This is a genomic window from Arthrobacter sp. NtRootA1 (assembly GCF_019976975.1).
GTDB lineage: Bacteria > Actinomycetota > Actinomycetes > Actinomycetales > Micrococcaceae > Arthrobacter > Arthrobacter aromaticivorans.
The window spans coordinates 3,976,222-3,992,301 of record NZ_AP024630.1 but is presented as its reverse complement, the minus strand read 5'-3'; the positions used below and the strand labels follow the sequence as shown (position 1 = coordinate 3,992,301).

Here is a 16,080-nt window from a genome sequence, read left to right as displayed (position 1 = left end):
TCTTTGTTATCATTAATCTATCGATTGGATTAATGCCGTGCAGGCCTTACGCCCGGCATCACCGTAGGAGCTTCCATGCTGGGATTCTTGACAACAGGCCTTGTGCTGCTGCTTTTGGCCGCTATTGGTGTCATTGGCTACGCGCTGGGCGTGGTGCGGGGCCGGCGGGAGGGGGCCCGTTCGACGCCGCCTGTCAGAATCGACGACGCCGCCACTTACCGTGCGGGGTATCTCGCCGGGCATCTGGCAGGTTGGGAGGACGCGCGAGGGCAAAGCCAGCGGCCCGCAGTGCGGCAGCAACCGGCGACAGTAGTGCAAGAGCCTGTTGTACGGCAGCCGACGACGTTCCAGCCGACGATCTTGCCTCCTGTCTTTCAGCAAGCGGTGGGGATCGCTGCGCCACCCGCGGTGCCGCCGTCGTACAGTCGCGGGCCGGTTCCCCCGCGCAATGTGGCTCCTACGCCACAACAACTGCAATTCCAGCCGACGCTTCCCCCGCGCGAGAGCCCGGAAACGGTAGCGGCGAGAAAGGAGAAGCGCGACCGCCAAAACATCAACATCACGTTGTACGTCGCGAGTCTGTTGCTTGTTGCCGCTGGCGCCCTGTTTGTTGGAACCAGCCTTCCGGAGGTTCTTCGTTTCGTGGCTATTTGGGCCATCACCATCTTGTTCTATTCTTCAGGACTCATCATCCAGCGAAGGGTGCCGCGGCTTCGCCCGGCAGCCATAGCTTTTACAGGAACAGGGCTGGCCCTGGTCCCGGTTACAGGCTTGGCGATGTACAACTTTGCCCTCCATGACGGCCCCATGGCATGGCTGATCACTTCATTGCTGGGAACTGCTGCTTACGTTTACGCTGCGCTGCGCCTCGATAACAAGGTGCTGGCGTTGCTCTCACTCACCTTCGTGGTTTCCACGGCCTGGTCCGGAGTATCAGTGCTTGGCGGGGCCTTGGTCTGGTACTTTACGGCGCTGATTGGCGTTGCCATTCTCTTCACACTGGGTGCACTGGTTCGCCCCCGTTGGCTTCCTCCGCTCTATATGCGTCCTCTGGTGGTACTGCATCCGTTTGTCGTGCCGTTCGTGGGGCTCGCGGTAAGCATGACTCCGAACTTCCTGGCCAAGGGGGAGTACCCCATGGTCATGGTGATGTGCGGGCTGTACTTTGCCGTGATGGTGCTTGTGAAGTCAGGCCAGCACCGATTGCTCAATTTCTATTGCTCCCGCATCGCCTTCACCCTGGCCGTATTGGGTCTTGTGTGGGATGTATCTGCGGATTCAAGCCATGTGGTGCTGGCTGCAATCATCTGCCTGGGGGTTCAATCGGTTGGAGTCGCGTTCGGCGGAAAGCGCGTGGTTTCGCGCACGTGGTGGTACGACGCCGTCTCGTGCCTCGGGCTGCAAGTTGTTGCCGCGGTTGTCCTCACGGTCATGCTTGGCGTGGGAACATTCCAGATGCCGGAGTTTGTGCCGCTCTTCATGGCTATGCCGACAGCCATGGTGCTGGGCTGGAAGTTGGGCCACGGGGCAGAGTTCGCACCGGCCGCCGTACTTGTTGTAGCAGCACCGTTCGTTGGGTTGCTGGGTGCGTGGCCTGTGACCGTGCTCCTCGCTGTCGCGGGCCTCTATTGGTTCCTTCTGGGAGCCATCACGCCGGGGCCCCTTCGAGACGTCTACTTCCTGGCTGGGCGGGTCGCCCTGACGCTAGCCGTCGCGGCGTCGGCTGCGGGGGTCTTCACCGATCATCCGGGCAGGTCTTCCTACACGTTGTTCGCTTTCGTAGCGGCGTGTGCCGTACAGCAGCTGGTGAGTGCCTTGCTTGAGGGCAACGGTGTTCGCACCGTGGGAGGGCAGGCGTCCGCAGCGGGGTTCGGCGGGGCGGCGATGGCAGGACTCCTTGCTTTGCCTGTTTTCGATGCTGCACTAGGGCGGCCCATTGTGGCAGTCGCAGTGGGTGTGGTGGTTGCTGCCGGATTGGTCTCCGGCTGGTTGGCGTTCCCGCAGGGTAGGGACAGTAGTAGTTCTGGCCCCACAGGTGGTGGCGTGCTGATCTGGCGTCCGACAATGGGGGAGTTCCTGGCTCCAGCCGCCGCTATGGTGGCAGGCATCGTCGCTGCGGTTTCTGTGTCGCGCACACTGGCTAACATGGTTCTCTTGGCCGCTGTCACATACTTTTGCGCCACAGCCCTCCGGTTGCCATCTTCCTTGCATAGGCAAAGCTACTGGTGGTTGGCGCGCGCTGCAGGAACCGTGTTGGTGGCCTCGGCCTACTACGACACAACGAAGGACGCCCTATTCCAGATTGCCGGTGAAGGGGTTGGCGTCGGCCTGATTGTCATCGTCGTCCTTGCTCTGCAGCTGATGCTGCCGCTGCGTGCAGGTTATGTTGCGAAGTTCCTGCGGCCTGCCATTATCGATGCTGTAGTCGTGCTTGCCGGGATGGTTCTGTGCAGTATGTTCCTCACCATGGCGCCCGGGGTTCGCGAGGGCTGGCAGCCAGGTGCGGGTGCCACCATTACGGCTCTTGCGGCTGTGGCCATCAGTACGACGCTTCGAGCCGACAAACTGGGATGGTTGTTCGCTCCCGCGGCAATGGTTCTGCTGTTCGCCCTCCGGCTAGGAAATATCAGGGATCTGGAACTCCTGCTGGTCATCTTTACGGCATATAGCGGCTTCATGGTTGCTGTGACCGGTCAACGCCTCGCCCGCGGTGGATACCTGTTGGCTGTGCGCCTTCTGTCCGGGGTCTTGGTCACCCTAGTGGTGGCCGACTTCACGGAGTCGGCTGCGGCTACGTCTGTCGCTGTTGCGCTGATCCTCATCCTGCAGTTGCCAGTGCAGTTCGTTGTGCAGTCCTTCCTCCGGGGCCGAGGCAGCGATGACCCCTTCCAGGAGGCAATGGTTTGGGCTGTTCCAAGTGCACAGCTTCTTCTCCCACTGGCCTACTTACTCACAGCAGATTACGACGGCGGTGGCCGTTGGGTGCTCCTCGCGGAGTTGGCGTTCGTTCCGCTAGGGGCCGCGACTGCGTGGCGCACTTTTGGTGCCCGGGGAGCGCAGTACTTCGGGATCGCTGCAGTCACAGCAGGAGTGATTGCGGCTGGACCATCTCTGGGCTTCCCATCCGATACGTGGCTGTATCAGCCGTTGTTGGACAAGTATCAGGTGCCCTTGGTGCTCCTGGCGCTGGCAGTGGTTGCCGTCGTAGCCAGGGCGGTTTTCCCGTCTGCGAACGCAAGGCCCGTCATGACTGGCGAGGGTTCAGCCGCAGCTATGGCCGAGAGGTGGCTGTGGTTGATTTCGGCACTCACGTTCACCACTACCGGCGGTTTGTTGGCTGTGACGACGTCGCTGTCGCTTAGCGGTTTTGCCGTCCTGGTTCTGGCGTCCGTGCTGTTCGCTGCCTCGCACTTTGAGGGGATGCCCTCCCTCTATGCCGCTGCCGCGCCCGCCGCGCTGGTTGGTGCCGTGACCGCCGTCGACGGTTTGCTGGAGGGCGGGGAGCTGACTGCCTGGGACTCCTTCCTTCCCTGGCTGATAGGCGCAATGGGAACCGGGGCAGCCATGTATGTGGTCCGACGGTTGGGCGGCCCCTCTATCACCTCACAACCCTGGCGGCGCAACGCCCTGGTGATAACTTCGATCACCGGGCTTGTCATAGCTGCGGCCGTCGGCCTGGGACGGGACCAGACCTCGCTGGTGGGCGCGGCCCTGATCCTTGTTTCCGGAGTGTTGGTGGTTATCGAGGTCACGAACGGCAAGTGGCTGGCCGGAGAAATCACTGTCCTCGCAACCCTGGCGGGATTCCAGCGGGCGCTGCTGTTTGTGGATGGCGGCTCGCCTGATTGGTTCTGGGCGGCACAATGGTACGTCGTTGCCGGCGCGGTTATGGCAGGGGTGCGCTACATGGGCCGGCAACGTTCCGAGGGACAATTGCGGCTTACAGTCACAGCAGGGCTACTCTCCTTGACCGCCGTGGGGACAATTTTCGCGGGGACATCATCCCAGCAGATCTATGTCCTCGTGGCCCATGTGGTGCTCCTGGTGGCCGGACTTCTCCTGGCCGAGCGCATGTTCGTGTGGTGGGGCGCTGCGGGCGTGGCTGCCAGTGTGATGTGGGCGCTGCGAAGTTACGCATTCGCCATGCTGGCGCTCGTTGCCTTGGCCCTGATCGTGCTGGCGGTATGGCGGCTGAATCGAAAACCGCCAGCAACCGGCGGCAACATCCCAACAGAAGAAACTACACAAGCATCCAGCCGGGATGGAATCCGCTAACGTTGAACCCTATGAGAGGAGCACCATGGAATTCCTGATTTTCCTTGTCATCATCGCGGTGATCGGCGGCGGACTGCTGTGGGGTCGCAAGTACTTCCGCCATGAAATTGACCGCGCCAAGCGCATCAACCGCGCCAACAAAAACAAGTAGCCCGATCGGTAGTTAACCCACATGGGCTAGGGCTCCCGGTGGCGTGCCCGTTCCAGTGCCCGGTACCAGTAAAACGAGTCTTTTGGTGTGCGCTCCAAGGTATCGAAGTCCACATGCACCAAGCCAAAGCGTTGCGAGTACCCTGCCGCCCACTCGAAATTGTCCAGTAGCGTCCACACGTAGTAACCGCGGAGTTCAACGTCCTCGGCGATGCCGCCGGGTCCTGTAGCAGTCAGAGCGTGGCCAAGGTGCTCCGCCAGGTAACTGATCCGGTTATGGTCCTTTATGGGCCCATCCACGTGCGAAGGCTCGGGGAAACTGGCCCCTCCTTCGGTGATATAAACCGGTGGAAGGGCGTCACCGTAGCGGTCCTTCATCTCGCGGAGCAGTACTGCCAAATGCTCCGGCGCAACCGGCCAGCCGAACCCGGTCGTGTCGTACTCCTGATAGGCGGCCAGGTGGAATGGCACTTTCGTCATTTCTACGGCGGTGCCTGTGGGGATCTCCGCGGGTCCGCGCCCGGCAGCAACCTTGATGGGGTAGTAGTAGTTGAGCCCATAGAAGTCCAGTGGCTGGCTGATCAGCTCAAGGTCACCATCCCGGACGGTTCCCAATGACCGGAACCACGGTTTCATGGGCAAAGGTGGCCTGGGGTACTGACCCAGCAGAACGGCGTCAGCATATATGCGATTGAGGAGCACATCGAAGGACTGGGCCATCAAGCGGTCCGAGAGGCTGTTGCTCGCTGGGCGGACGGGGGAGTGCATGTTGGAGATGCCGATCTGCCCCTTCACCCCGGCTTCACGCAGGGCGCGCACTGCCAAGCCATGGCCCAGCAGTTGGTGATGCGCGGCTGGCAAGGCATCGAACAACAACTGGCGGCCGGGCGCGTGGACCCCCAAGGCATAGCCCTGGAGCGTGACGGAAACTGGTTCATTCATGGTGACCCAGTGCTCCACGCGGTCCCCAAATCGCTCGGCTGCAGCGCTGCAATAGACAGCAAAGCGTTCCGCTGTATCCCGGTTCATCCAGCCGCCCGCGTGTTCAAGCTCCAAGGGAGTATCCCAATGGAAGAGCGTTGCCATGGGTGAGATGCCGGCAGCAAGGAGTTTGTCGATCAGGCGATCGTAGAAGTCCAGCCCACGTTGATTGATTCCGCCCTTGCCGCCGGGCTGGATCCTTGGCCAGGAAAGGGAGAAACGGTACGAATCGATGCCGAGTTCCTGCATCAGGGTGACATCTTCGTCGGCGCGGTTGTAGTGATCGCAGGCTATGGTGGGGGAGTCGGCGTCGACGATTGCTCCAGGCTTTTGCGCGAACGCATCCCAGCCCGACGGTCCCCGCCCATCAGCGGTCACGGAACCTTCAATCTGGAAGGCGGCGGCCGCGACCCCCAGCGTGAACCCTGGACGTAGGCGCGCGGCCAGATCTTCCACGGAACCCGTATCCTGGGCGGTCATTCCACTATCATCCATAGCGGGTGGCAGATGTGGCAATGCCCGCAAAGGGCCCGATTGGCCTTTGGTCTTTAATTCCGGCATACTGGATGAGTTGTTCAAGCGCTTCTTCGTGTCCCGATCCGGATAATGCCGGGTGTCAGGGTCCAGGCTGAAGCCCAAACATAACCCTGAACCCCATGGAATGCGGTCGAGTTTGCGTGAAAATCGCGACACGCCCGACCGCGGGGGTCGGTGCGCCGGCAGGTTGAGGAACCCGGAATGATCCGGATTCAGCTTGTGCGGCGTGTGGTGGTAAAACCTCAAACGCTTCGGCGGCCACGCCAACAGGTAAGTAAACAGAGCAGCCCTAACTAGAGCAGCACTAGCTGAAAGAGAGTCAGGCGACATGGCGGGACAAAAAATCCGCATCCGGCTGAAGTCATATGACCACGAGGTCATTGATGTTTCAGCGCGGAAGATCGTTGAGACGGTCACGCGCGCAGGCGCAACGGTAGTCGGCCCGGTGCCGCTTCCGACGGAGAAGAACGTGTACTGCGTTATCCGCTCTCCGCACAAGTACAAGGACAGCCGTGAGCACTTCGAAATGCGTACTCACAAGCGTCTGATCGACATCATCGACCCCACGCCGAAGGCTGTTGACTCGCTTATGCGTCTCGACCTGCCGGCCGACGTGAACATCGAAATCAAGCTCTAGGGAGGTGCTGAGAGACTATGACCGCAACCCGTAACGTAAAGGGCCTGCTGGGCACGAAGCTCGGCATGACCCAGGTCTGGGACGAGAACAACAAGCTCATCCCGGTAACTGTCGTCCAGGCTGACTCCAACGTCATCACCCAGCTGCGCAACGCAGAGGTAGATGGCTACGTCGCCGTCCAGATCGGCTACGGCCAGATCGACCCCCGTAAGGTCACCAAGCCGCTGGCTGGTCACTTTGAAAAGGCAGGCGTAACCCCTCGCCGCCACGTTGTCGAACTGCGTACCGCAGACGCCGCATCCTACGAGCTGGGCCAGGAGCTCTCTGTTGAGATCTTCGAAGCCGGCCAGAAGATCGACGTCGTCGGCACCTCCAAGGGTAAGGGCTTTGCCGGTGTTATGAAGCGTCACGGCTTCCACGGCGTTGGCGCTTCCCACGGTGCCCACAAGAACCACCGTAAGCCTGGCTCCATCGGTGGCGCATCCACCCCGAGCCGCGTCTTCAAGGGCCTGAAAATGGCCGGCCGCATGGGCGCCGAGCGTCACACGACGCTGAACCTCACGGTTCACGCTGTTGACGTTGAGAAGTCGCTGCTCCTTATCAAGGGTGCCGTCCCCGGTGCCCGCGGCCAGGTCGTACTCGTACGCACCGCCGTGAAGGGAGCCTAGTTAGATGACTAGCACTGTCAAGGTAGACCTGCCTGCAGAGATCTTCGACGTCCAGACCAACGTGCCGCTGCTGCACCAGGTCGTCGTCGCACAGCTCGCTGCTGCCCGCCAGGGTACCCACAAGACGAAGACCCGCGCCGAGGTTTCCGGTGCAGGTCGCAAGCCGTTCAAGCAGAAGGGCACCGGCCGCGCCCGTCAGGGTTCCATCCGTGCTCCTCACATGACCGGCGGTGGCGTTGTCCACGGTCCGACCCCTCGTGACTACAGCCAGCGCACCCCCAAGAAGATGAAGGCTGCTGCTCTCCGCGGCGCCCTGTCTGACCGCGCCCGCAACGGTCGCATCCACGTCATCGCTGAACTGGTAGCCGGCACCAAGCCGTCCGCCAAGGAAGCACTGGCTTCGCTGCGTGCAGTCTCCGAGCGCAAGAACCTGCTCGTTGTCATCGAGCGCGCGAACGACGTCGCTGCACTCTCCGTGCGCAACCTCGCAGATGTTCACGTTCTGTACGCAGACCAGCTGAACACCTACGACGTTCTCGTTTCCGACGACGTGGTCTTCACCAAGGCTGCTTTCGAGGCGTTCGTCGCTGACAAGGCTAAGAACGAGGAGGCCTCCAAGTGAGCGTAACCACCATCAAGGACCCGCGCGACGTCGTGCTTGCACCCGTCGTATCGGAAAAGAGCTACGGTCTGATCGACGAAGGCAAGTACACCTTCCTGGTGGACCCTCGCTCGAACAAGACCGAGATCAAATTGGCCGTAGAGAAGATCTTCTCGGTCAAAGTTGACTCGATCAACACCATCAACCGTGCCGGTAAGCGTAAGCGCACCAAATTCGGCTGGGGACAGCGCAAGAGCACCAAGCGTGCAATTGTCACCCTCAAAGAAGGCACAATCGACATCTTCGGCGGTCCGCTCGCGTAGCGGAGACCACTTTAACGAGGAAATAAATTATGGGAATCCGTAAATACAAGCCGACTACCCCGGGCCGTCGTGGCTCGAGCGTAGCCGACTTTGCTGAAATCACGCGATCGACTCCGGAAAAGTCGTTGCTGCGTCCGCTGCACAAGACTGGCGGCCGTAACAACTCCGGTAAGATCACCACCCGTCACAAGGGTGGTGGGCACAAGCGCCAGTACCGTCTGATCGACTTCCGTCGTCACGACAAGGACGGCATCAACGCCCGCGTTGCCGAAATCGAGTACGACCCGAACCGCACGGCTCGCATCGCACTCCTGCACTACGTTGATGGCACCAAGCGTTACATCATCGCTCCTAACAAGCTGTCCCAGGGTGACTTCGTCGAGGCTGGTCCCGACGCTGACATCAAGCCGGGCAACAACCTGCCGCTGCGCAACATCCCGGTTGGTACCGTTATCCACGCAGTTGAACTGCGTCCGGGTGGCGGCGCCAAGATGGCACGTTCCGCTGGTGCTTCGGTACAGCTCGTTGCCAAGGAAGGCCGCTTCGCCCAGCTGCGTCTGCCCTCCGGCGAAATCCGCAACGTTGACGTGCGCTGCCGCGCAACCGTCGGCGAGGTCGGCAACGCCGAGCAGTCGAACATCAACTGGGGCAAGGCCGGCCGTATGCGCTGGAAGGGCGTTCGCCCGACCGTCCGTGGTGTAGCCATGAACCCGGTTGACCACCCGCACGGTGGTGGTGAAGGTAAGACTTCCGGTGGACGTCACCCGGTTAACCCGAACGGCAAGCCCGAGGGCCGTACCCGCCGTCCGAACAAAGAGAGCGACAAGCTTATTGTTCGTCGCCGCCGTACTGGCAAGAACAAGCGATAGGAGCCTGGACACATGCCACGCAGCCTGAAAAAAGGTCCTTTCGTTGACCAGCACCTCTTTGTGAAGGTCGCACGGGAAAACGATAAGGGCACCAAGAACGTCATCAAGACCTGGTCCCGCCGTTCGATGATCATCCCCGACATGCTCGGGCACACGATCGCCGTACACGACGGACGCAAGCACATTCCGGTGTTTGTCACTGAGTCGATGGTCGGGCACAAGCTCGGCGAATTCGCTCCCACGCGGACATTCCGCGGCCATGTTAAGGACGACCGTAAGGGCAAGCGCCGCTAGGCGCCTGACTTTACGTCTTAGACGAGAGAAGGAAAGCAATGGAAGCCAAGGCTATTGCGCGTCACATCCGCGTAACGCCTATGAAGGCCCGGCGCGTCGTCAACCTTGTTCGTGGTAAGCAAGCGAATGAGGCTCTGGCAATTCTGAAGTTTGCCCCGCAGGCAGCTTCGGAGCCGGTATTCAAGGTACTTCAGTCGGCAATGGCCAACGCACGTGTCCTCGCGGACCGTGACGGCGTTGCATTCGACGACAGCGACCTGTTCATCAGCGAAGCATTCGTTGATGAAGGCCCGACCATGAAGCGGTTCCAGCCGCGTGCCCAAGGCCGCGCCTACCGCATTAGGAAGCGGACCAGCCACATCACCGTGGTCGTCGCAACCCCGGAGAAAGAGGAGGCTCGCTAAGTGGGACAGAAAGTAAACCCGCACGGGTTCCGACTCGGCATCACCACCGACCACGTTTCGCACTGGTTTGCTGACAGCAACAAGGCCGGACAGCGCTACAAGGACTTCGTCCGCGAGGACATCAAGATCCGTCAGCTTATGTCCACTGGCATGGAGCGCGCCGGCATCGCCAAGGTTGAGATCGAGCGCACCCGTGACCGTGTCCGCGTGGATATCCACACGGCACGCCCGGGTATTGTCATCGGTCGCCGTGGCGCCGAGGCAGACCGCATCCGCGGCGAGCTCGAAAAGCTCACTGGCAAGCAGGTTCAGCTGAACATCCTCGAGGTCAAGAACCCCGAGATGGAAGCACAGCTTGTTGCCCAGGGCATCGCTGAGCAGCTGACTTCCCGCGTGGCTTTCCGCCGTGCGATGAAGAAGGCCATGCAGTCCGCACAGCGTGCGGGTGCCAAGGGTATCCGTGTTGCTTGCTCGGGTCGTCTGGGTGGCGCAGAAATGTCCCGCTCGGAGTTCTACCGCGAAGGCCGTGTGCCCCTGCACACCCTCCGCGCGAACATCGACTACGGCTTCTACGAAGCCAAGACCACCTTCGGCCGCATCGGTGTGAAGGTTTGGATCTACAAGGGTGACGTAACTGCCAAGGAACTGGCTCAGCAGGCAGCTGCTGCTCCGTCCCGTGGCCGCGCAGGAGACCGTCCGGGCCGCCCGGGTGGCGACCGCCGTCGTCGTAACGACCGCCCGGCCGCTGACGCAGCACCGGTTGCTGCAGAGGCTCCGGCCGCTGAAGCTGCTGCTCCGGCAGCAGAAGGAGGAGAGGCTTAAATGCTTATCCCACGTCGAGTCAAGCACCGTAAGCAGCACCACCCGGGTCGTTCCGGCGCTGCAACGGGTGGCACCAAGGTCAGCTTCGGTGAGTACGGTATCCAGGCCCTGAGCCCGGCATACGTGACGAACCGTCAGATCGAGTCCGCCCGTATCGCGATGACCCGCCACATCAAGCGTGGCGGTAAGGTCTGGATCAACATCTACCCGGACCGTCCGCTGACGAAGAAGCCTGCTGAAACCCGTATGGGTTCCGGTAAGGGTTCTCCGGAATGGTGGGTCGCAAACGTCAAGCCGGGCCGGGTTCTCTTCGAACTCTCCGGTGTCAATGAAGAGGTAGCTCGCGAGGCCCTGCGCCTGGCAATCCACAAGCTCCCGTTGAAGGCACGCATTGTGCGTCGCGAAGGTGGTGAATAGAAATGGCAGTAGGGTCGAAGGATCTCGCACCCGCACAGCTGGACGGTTTCGACAACGAGCGTCTCGTTGAAGAACTCCGCAAGTCCAAGGAAGAGCTGTTCAACCTGCGTTTCCAGTCCGCCACCGGTCAGCTGGAGAACCACGGTCGCCTGCGTGCGGTAAAGAAGGACATCGCACGCATCTACACCGTTCTGCGTGAGCGCGAGCTGGGCATTCGTGCCGAGGTTGCCGCACCGGTTGTGGAAGCCAAGGAAGAAAAGAAGTCCAAGAAGGCTGCCAAGGCTGAAACTGCCGAAGCTGGAGAGGACGCCAAGTGAGCGAGAAGGAAACTGTGACGGAAGCAGCAGCCAGCGCTGAACAGCGCGGTTACCGTAAGACGCGTCGCGGCTACGTTGTCTCTGACAAGATGGAAAAGACCATCGTTGTTCAGGTTGAAGACCGCGTGAAGCACGCTCTGTACGGCAAGGTTATTCGCCGCACTTCGAAGGTCAAGGCTCACGACGAAGAGAACACCGCCGGCATCGGCGACCTCGTTCTCATCTCTGAGACCCGCCCGCTGTCCGCTACCAAGCGGTGGCGCCTGGTGGAGATCCTCGAAAAGGCCAAGTAAATCCGCCGCCGGGCTTGCCCGGTTGGGATTCACTGGAAGGGTCCGCGTTCCGCATGGAACGCGGGCCCTTCCGCGTTCCCAGCACGTTTCGGAAAGACCAACGAAACATGCTAGGATATTGAGTTTGTATGGCGCCATTTGTGCGTCATCGACTACCTCGTAAACAATCGTGCCGCTGCATACTGCCCCGCGCAGAGTTTTCTGCAAGGGAAGCTGATGCTCGTGGCACGGGCGTTTAGGCCTGTTCTGGCAAAATCCAGGCAGGTCAAGAGACACCCCGATCAACCGTTCCGCAAGGCTCATTCCGTATGCATGATTTCGGTCTGAGAACCGGCGCGACGCAAGGAGTAAAAATTGATTCAGCAGGAGTCGCGACTCAAGGTCGCCGACAACACGGGTGCTAAGGAAATCCTTACCATTCGCGTTCTCGGTGGATCCGGTCGTCGCTACGCAGGCATTGGCGACGTCATCGTCGCTACCGTCAAGGACGCTATTCCCGGCGGAAACGTAAAGAAGGGCGACGTCGTCAAGGCGGTCATCGTCCGTACCAAGAAGGAACGCCGCCGTGCGGATGGTTCCTACATCAAGTTTGACGAAAACGCAGCTGTGATCCTGAAGAACGACGGTGACCCCCGCGGTACCCGTATCTTCGGCCCGGTTGGTCGTGAACTTCGCGACAAGAAGTTCATGAAGATCGTTTCGCTGGCCCCGGAGGTGCTTTAGTCCATGGCTAAGATCAAAAAGGGTGACCTCGTTCAGGTCATCACCGGCGCCAAGCAGGAACGTGGCGGCGACCGCGGCAAGCAGGGCAAGGTCCTGCGCGTATTCCCGGACACCAACCGCGTGCTGGTAGAGGGAATCAACCGCGTCACCAAGCACACCAAGGTCGGTCAGTCGCAGCGCGGCACCAAGACCGGTGGCATCGAGGTTGTTGAGGCCCCGATCCACGTTTCCAACGTTGCTCTGGTTGACCCGTCGACCAAGAAGCCGACCCGTGTTGGTTTCCGTCTCGACACCGTTGAGAAGGATGGCGCTACCAAGACCGTCCGTATCCGCGTGTCCAAGGCCACCGGGAAGGACATCTAATGACTGAGACTCTCGAGACTCCAGTGAAGATCGTTCCGCGTCTGAAGACGAAGTACGCAGAGACCATCAAGAAGTCGCTGCAGGACGAATTCAACTACGCGAACGTGAACCAGGTTCCCCGCCTGGTGAAGGTTGTTGTGAACATGGGTGTTGGAGATGCCGCCAAGGACTCCAAGCTGATCGACGGCGCTGTCCGCGACCTCACCCTGATCACCGGCCAGAAGCCGCAGGTAACCAAGGCCCGCAAGTCGATCGCACAGTTCAAGCTGCGCGAAGGCATGCCGATCGGTGCGCACGCAACCCTGCGTGGAGACCGCATGTGGGAATTCGTGGACCGTCTGGTTTCGCTGGCTCTGCCGCGTATCCGTGACTTCCGCGGCCTCAACGGCAAGCAGTTCGATGGCAACGGCAACTACACCTTCGGTCTGACCGAGCAGGTTATGTTCCACGAAATCGACCAGGACTCCATCGACCGCGTTCGCGGTATGGACATCACGGTCGTCACCACTGCCAAGACCGACGACGAAGGCCGCGCGCTGCTCAAGGCGCTTGGTTTCCCGTTCAAGACCGAAAACTAACTACGTAACAGGTCCGGCAGCGCAGGCTCGCAAGAGCAGGCGCAGCGGAAACCGTTATGAGGAAGGGCTATAGCCCAAATGACTATGACAGATCCTGTCGCAGACATGCTCACGCGTCTGCGCAATGCAAACTCGGCATACCACGACACCGTGACCATGCCGTACAGCAAGCTGAAGGCACGCGTTGCTGACATCCTGAAGGCAGAAGGCTACATTGCCGGCTGGAAGGAAGAAGACGCCGAGGTTGGCAAGAAGCTGACCATCGACCTGAAGTTCGGTCCGAACCGCGAGCGTTCCATCGCTGGCGTCCGCCGCATCTCCAAGCCCGGCCTCCGCGTTTACGCGAAGTCCACCAACCTGCCTCACGTGCTGGGTGGCCTGGGTATCGCTATCCTGTCCACCTCTTCCGGCCTCCTGACTGACAAGCAGGCCGGTAAGAAGGGCGTGGGCGGCGAAGTCCTCGCGTACGTCTGGTAACGGGAAAGGAAGAGAATAATGTCACGTATTGGACGTCTCCCCATCACCGTTCCTGCCGGAGTTGAGGTCAAGCTCGATGGCTCCGTCATCAGCGTCAAGGGTTCCAAGGGAGAGCTGAGCCACACTGTAGCCAGCCCGATCGAGGTTTCCCTGGAAGAGAACACTCTCACGGTCACCCGCCCGAACGACGAGCGCAACTCGCGTTCGCTGCACGGCCTGACCCGCACCCTGATCGCCAACATGATCCAGGGCGTTACCGAGGGCTACGAGAAGAAGCTTGAAATCGTTGGTACTGGTTACCGCGTTCAGGCAAAGGGTTCTGACCTGGAGTTCGCTCTTGGCTTCAGCCACCCGGTTAACGTCTCGGCACCCGAAGGCATCACCTTCGTAGTAGAGGGTCCGACCAAGCTCTCTGTTGCGGGTATCAACAAGCAGCAGGTCGGCGAGGTTGCTGCCAACATTCGCAAGCTGCGCAAGCCTGACCCCTACAAGGGCAAGGGTGTCCGTTACGCCGGCGAAGTCATCCGCCGCAAGGTCGGAAAGGCTGGTAAGTAAACCATGGCCATCGCAATTAACAAGAAGCGTACGAACAAGAGCAAGTCTGCTGCACGCAGCCGTCGCCAGCTTCGTATCCGCAAGCGCATCACCGGTACGGCTGTACGTCCTCGTCTGGTCGTCAACCGTTCGGCTCGCCACATCTTCGTCCAGGTTGTCGATGACAGCAAGGGTGTAACCGTGGCTTACGCTTCCACCTTGGAAGCTGACCTTCGCGCTCTCGACGCAGACAAGACTGCCAAGGCCAAGCGCGTCGGCGAGCTCGTTGCCGAGCGTGCCAAGGCTGCAGGCGTCGAAGCTGTTGTCTTCGACCGTGGCGGTAACAAGTACCACGGCCGCATCGCCGCCGTCGCTGACGGTGCTCGCGAAGGTGGGCTGGCACTGTGACCGTTGAAAATAACGAAAAGGACATTCAGGTGACTGAAGCTGTAGCTGCTGAAGCAACTGAGACCGCACCCGCTACCGACGACCGCCGCGGCGGACGTCGTGGCGAGCGCGGCGAGCGTGGCCAGGGCCGCGGCGACCGTGGTGGCCGTGGAGGCCGCGACGGCGGTCGCGAAGCCGAGAAGAGCCAGTTCGTAGAGCGCGTTGTAACCATCAACCGCGTTGCCAAGGTCGTCAAGGGTGGTCGTCGCTTCAGCTTCACCGCTCTCGTCGTCGTCGGTGACGGTAACGGCATGGTTGGCGTCGGCTACGGCAAGGCCAAGGAAGTTCCCGCTGCTATCGCAAAGGGCGTCGAAGAGGCCAAGAAGTCCTTCTTCCGCGTTCCCCGCGTTGGCAACACCATCCCGCACCGCGTGCAGGGTGAGGCTGCTGCAGGCGTTGTCCTGCTGCGTCCGGCTTCCGCCGGTACCGGTGTTATCGCCGGTGGTCCGGTCCGCGCGGTACTGGAGTGCGTGGGTATCCACGACATCCTCTCCAAGTCGCTCGGTTCCTCCAACGCGATCAACATCGTTCACGCGACCGTTGACGCTCTGAAGCAGCTCGAAGAGCCCGCTTCGGTGGCTGCCCGCCGTGGCCTGCCGCTGGACGAGGTTGCTCCTGCTGCTCTGGTGCGCGCGCTCCAGAACCAGAAGGCAGGTGTTTAGTCATGGCTAAGAACCTGACTCCCTCCGACGCCAAGTTGGAGATCACCCAGATCAAGGGCGTCATCGGCGCCAAGCAGAACCAGAAGGCTACCCTCCGGTCCCTCGGCCTGAAGCGCATCGGACACACCGTTGTCCGTGACGCCGACGCCGTGACCGTTGGAATGCTCAACACGGTTCCGCACCTCGTGAATGTAGAGGAGGCGAAGTAATGGCCGAGAACAAGACCGCTGCAGAGGCTGCTGAGAAGCAGAACGCTCTGAAGGTCCACCACCTGCGTCCCGCCCCGGGTGCCAAGACCGCCAAGACCCGTGTTGGTCGTGGTGAAGGCTCCAAGGGTAAGACCGCTGGTCGCGGTACCAAGGGTACGAAGGCCCGCTACCAGGTGAAGGCTGGCTTTGCCGGCGGCCAGCTGCCGCTGCACATGCGCCTGCCGAAGCTGCGCGGCTTCAAGAACCCGTTCCGGGTTGAGTTCCAGGTTGTGAACCTGGACAAGCTCAACGAGCTGTTCCCGGAAGGTGGCGCTGTCACCGTTGAGTCCCTGGTTGAGAAGGGTGCCGTTCGCAAGAACCAGCCCGTCAAGGTCCTGGGCACTGGCGACATCACCGTCAAGGTTGACGTCACCGCCCACGCTTTCTCTTCCAGCGCTGCTGAAAAGATTGCTGCAGCAGGTGGAAGCACCACTGCTCTCTAAGAGCCAGTGGGGCTGAT

23 protein-coding genes are annotated in these 16,080 nt (G+C 60.9%); 22 read left to right on the top strand and 1 reads right to left on the bottom strand.

Annotation, left to right across the window (positions count from 1 at the left end; genetic code table 11):
* The first annotated feature begins 75 nt into the window (after positions 1–75).
* Both LDN90_RS18160 and LDN90_RS24220 read left to right on the top strand, forming a co-directional pair.
* Positions 76–4,275: a hypothetical protein gene (locus LDN90_RS18160; RefSeq protein WP_223946562.1), complete on the top strand. Its 4,200-nt coding sequence runs from the start codon at positions 76–78 to the stop codon at positions 4,273–4,275.
* A gap of 25 nt (positions 4,276–4,300) precedes the next feature.
* A complete protein-coding gene (locus LDN90_RS24220) occupies positions 4,301–4,426 on the top strand; it encodes a hypothetical protein (RefSeq protein WP_256449717.1) in 126 nt (41 codons plus the stop codon).
* A gap of 26 nt (positions 4,427–4,452) precedes the next feature.
* On the opposite strand, the gene LDN90_RS18155 is transcribed toward LDN90_RS24220, so the two are convergent.
* Complete coding sequence (locus tag LDN90_RS18155; RefSeq protein ID WP_223946561.1) at positions 4,453–5,886, bottom strand: GH1 family beta-glucosidase; 1,434 nt, start codon at positions 5,884–5,886, stop codon at positions 4,453–4,455.
* A gap of 385 nt (positions 5,887–6,271) precedes the next feature.
* On the opposite strand from LDN90_RS18155, the gene rpsJ reads away from it, so the two are divergent.
* From rpsJ to rplO, 20 genes are all read left to right on the top strand, one after another.
* Complete coding sequence (gene rpsJ / locus LDN90_RS18150; RefSeq protein ID WP_003803825.1) at positions 6,272–6,580, top strand: 30S ribosomal protein S10; 309 nt, start codon at positions 6,272–6,274, stop codon at positions 6,578–6,580.
* Positions 6,581–6,597: 17 nt separating this feature from the next.
* Complete coding sequence (gene rplC / locus LDN90_RS18145) at positions 6,598–7,248, top strand: 50S ribosomal protein L3 (protein ID WP_026539807.1); 651 nt, start codon at positions 6,598–6,600, stop codon at positions 7,246–7,248.
* A gap of 4 nt (positions 7,249–7,252) precedes the next feature.
* The gene (rplD, locus tag LDN90_RS18140) at positions 7,253–7,870 is read left to right on the top strand and encodes a 50S ribosomal protein L4 (protein ID WP_216925087.1); all 618 of its coding nucleotides are present in this window, start codon (positions 7,253–7,255) and stop codon (positions 7,868–7,870) included.
* Positions 7,867–8,172, top strand: coding sequence for a 50S ribosomal protein L23 (gene rplW / locus LDN90_RS18135; RefSeq protein ID WP_011775593.1), 306 nt, complete (start codon positions 7,867–7,869; stop codon positions 8,170–8,172). Before rplD ends, rplW begins: the two co-directional genes overlap by 4 nt.
* A 29-nt stretch (positions 8,173–8,201) precedes the next feature.
* The gene (rplB, locus tag LDN90_RS18130) at positions 8,202–9,041 is read left to right on the top strand and encodes a 50S ribosomal protein L2 (RefSeq protein ID WP_011775592.1); all 840 of its coding nucleotides are present in this window, start codon (positions 8,202–8,204) and stop codon (positions 9,039–9,041) included.
* A gap of 12 nt (positions 9,042–9,053) precedes the next feature.
* The gene (rpsS, locus tag LDN90_RS18125; RefSeq protein ID WP_011775591.1) at positions 9,054–9,335 is read left to right on the top strand and encodes a 30S ribosomal protein S19; all 282 of its coding nucleotides are present in this window, start codon (positions 9,054–9,056) and stop codon (positions 9,333–9,335) included.
* A gap of 38 nt (positions 9,336–9,373) precedes the next feature.
* Positions 9,374–9,739, top strand: coding sequence for a 50S ribosomal protein L22 (gene rplV / locus LDN90_RS18120; RefSeq protein WP_090817766.1), 366 nt, complete (start codon positions 9,374–9,376; stop codon positions 9,737–9,739).
* Positions 9,740–10,561 (top strand): 30S ribosomal protein S3, encoded by an 822-nt coding sequence (rpsC, locus tag LDN90_RS18115; RefSeq protein WP_216925088.1) that lies wholly within the window; start codon positions 9,740–9,742, stop codon positions 10,559–10,561. It abuts the gene before it with no gap.
* A complete protein-coding gene (rplP, locus tag LDN90_RS18110; protein WP_003803795.1) occupies positions 10,562–10,978 on the top strand; it encodes a 50S ribosomal protein L16 in 417 nt (138 codons plus the stop codon).
* A 2-nt stretch (positions 10,979–10,980) separates the two neighbouring features.
* Positions 10,981–11,295: a 50S ribosomal protein L29 gene (rpmC, locus tag LDN90_RS24270; protein ID WP_216925089.1), complete on the top strand. Its 315-nt coding sequence runs from the start codon at positions 10,981–10,983 to the stop codon at positions 11,293–11,295.
* Positions 11,292–11,588: a 30S ribosomal protein S17 gene (gene rpsQ / locus LDN90_RS18100; protein WP_142938371.1), complete on the top strand. Its 297-nt coding sequence runs from the start codon at positions 11,292–11,294 to the stop codon at positions 11,586–11,588. The genes rpmC and rpsQ overlap by 4 nt, the downstream gene beginning before the upstream one ends.
* Positions 11,589–11,942: 354 nt before the next feature.
* The gene (rplN, locus tag LDN90_RS18095; RefSeq protein WP_003803789.1) at positions 11,943–12,311 is read left to right on the top strand and encodes a 50S ribosomal protein L14; all 369 of its coding nucleotides are present in this window, start codon (positions 11,943–11,945) and stop codon (positions 12,309–12,311) included.
* Positions 12,312–12,314: 3 nt separating this feature from the next.
* Complete coding sequence (gene rplX / locus LDN90_RS18090; RefSeq protein WP_062073171.1) at positions 12,315–12,674, top strand: 50S ribosomal protein L24; 360 nt, start codon at positions 12,315–12,317, stop codon at positions 12,672–12,674.
* Complete coding sequence (gene rplE / locus LDN90_RS18085) at positions 12,674–13,252, top strand: 50S ribosomal protein L5 (protein ID WP_144659421.1); 579 nt, start codon at positions 12,674–12,676, stop codon at positions 13,250–13,252. Before rplX ends, rplE begins: the two co-directional genes overlap by 1 nt.
* 78 nt (positions 13,253–13,330) lie before the next feature.
* Positions 13,331–13,729 carry a 30S ribosomal protein S8 gene (rpsH, locus tag LDN90_RS18080; protein WP_216925090.1) on the top strand — a complete coding sequence of 133 codons (399 nt, stop codon included), beginning with the start codon at positions 13,331–13,333 and terminating at the stop codon, positions 13,727–13,729.
* Positions 13,730–13,747: 18 nt separating this feature from the next.
* A complete protein-coding gene (gene rplF, locus LDN90_RS18075) occupies positions 13,748–14,284 on the top strand; it encodes a 50S ribosomal protein L6 (RefSeq protein ID WP_144659422.1) in 537 nt (178 codons plus the stop codon).
* Between the two features lie 3 nt (positions 14,285–14,287).
* Positions 14,288–14,671 carry a 50S ribosomal protein L18 gene (rplR, locus tag LDN90_RS18070; RefSeq protein WP_223946560.1) on the top strand — a complete coding sequence of 128 codons (384 nt, stop codon included), beginning with the start codon at positions 14,288–14,290 and terminating at the stop codon, positions 14,669–14,671.
* 29 nt (positions 14,672–14,700) lie between these two features.
* Positions 14,701–15,372 (top strand): 30S ribosomal protein S5, encoded by a 672-nt coding sequence (gene rpsE / locus LDN90_RS18065; protein WP_216925200.1) that lies wholly within the window; start codon positions 14,701–14,703, stop codon positions 15,370–15,372.
* Between the two features lie 2 nt (positions 15,373–15,374).
* The gene (rpmD, locus tag LDN90_RS18060) at positions 15,375–15,581 is read left to right on the top strand and encodes a 50S ribosomal protein L30 (protein ID WP_216925092.1); all 207 of its coding nucleotides are present in this window, start codon (positions 15,375–15,377) and stop codon (positions 15,579–15,581) included.
* Entirely contained in the window at positions 15,581–16,063 is a 483-nt protein-coding gene (gene rplO / locus LDN90_RS18055; protein WP_216925093.1) for a 50S ribosomal protein L15, read from the top strand. Before rpmD ends, rplO begins: the two co-directional genes overlap by 1 nt.
* Positions 16,064–16,080: the final 17 nt, after the last annotated feature.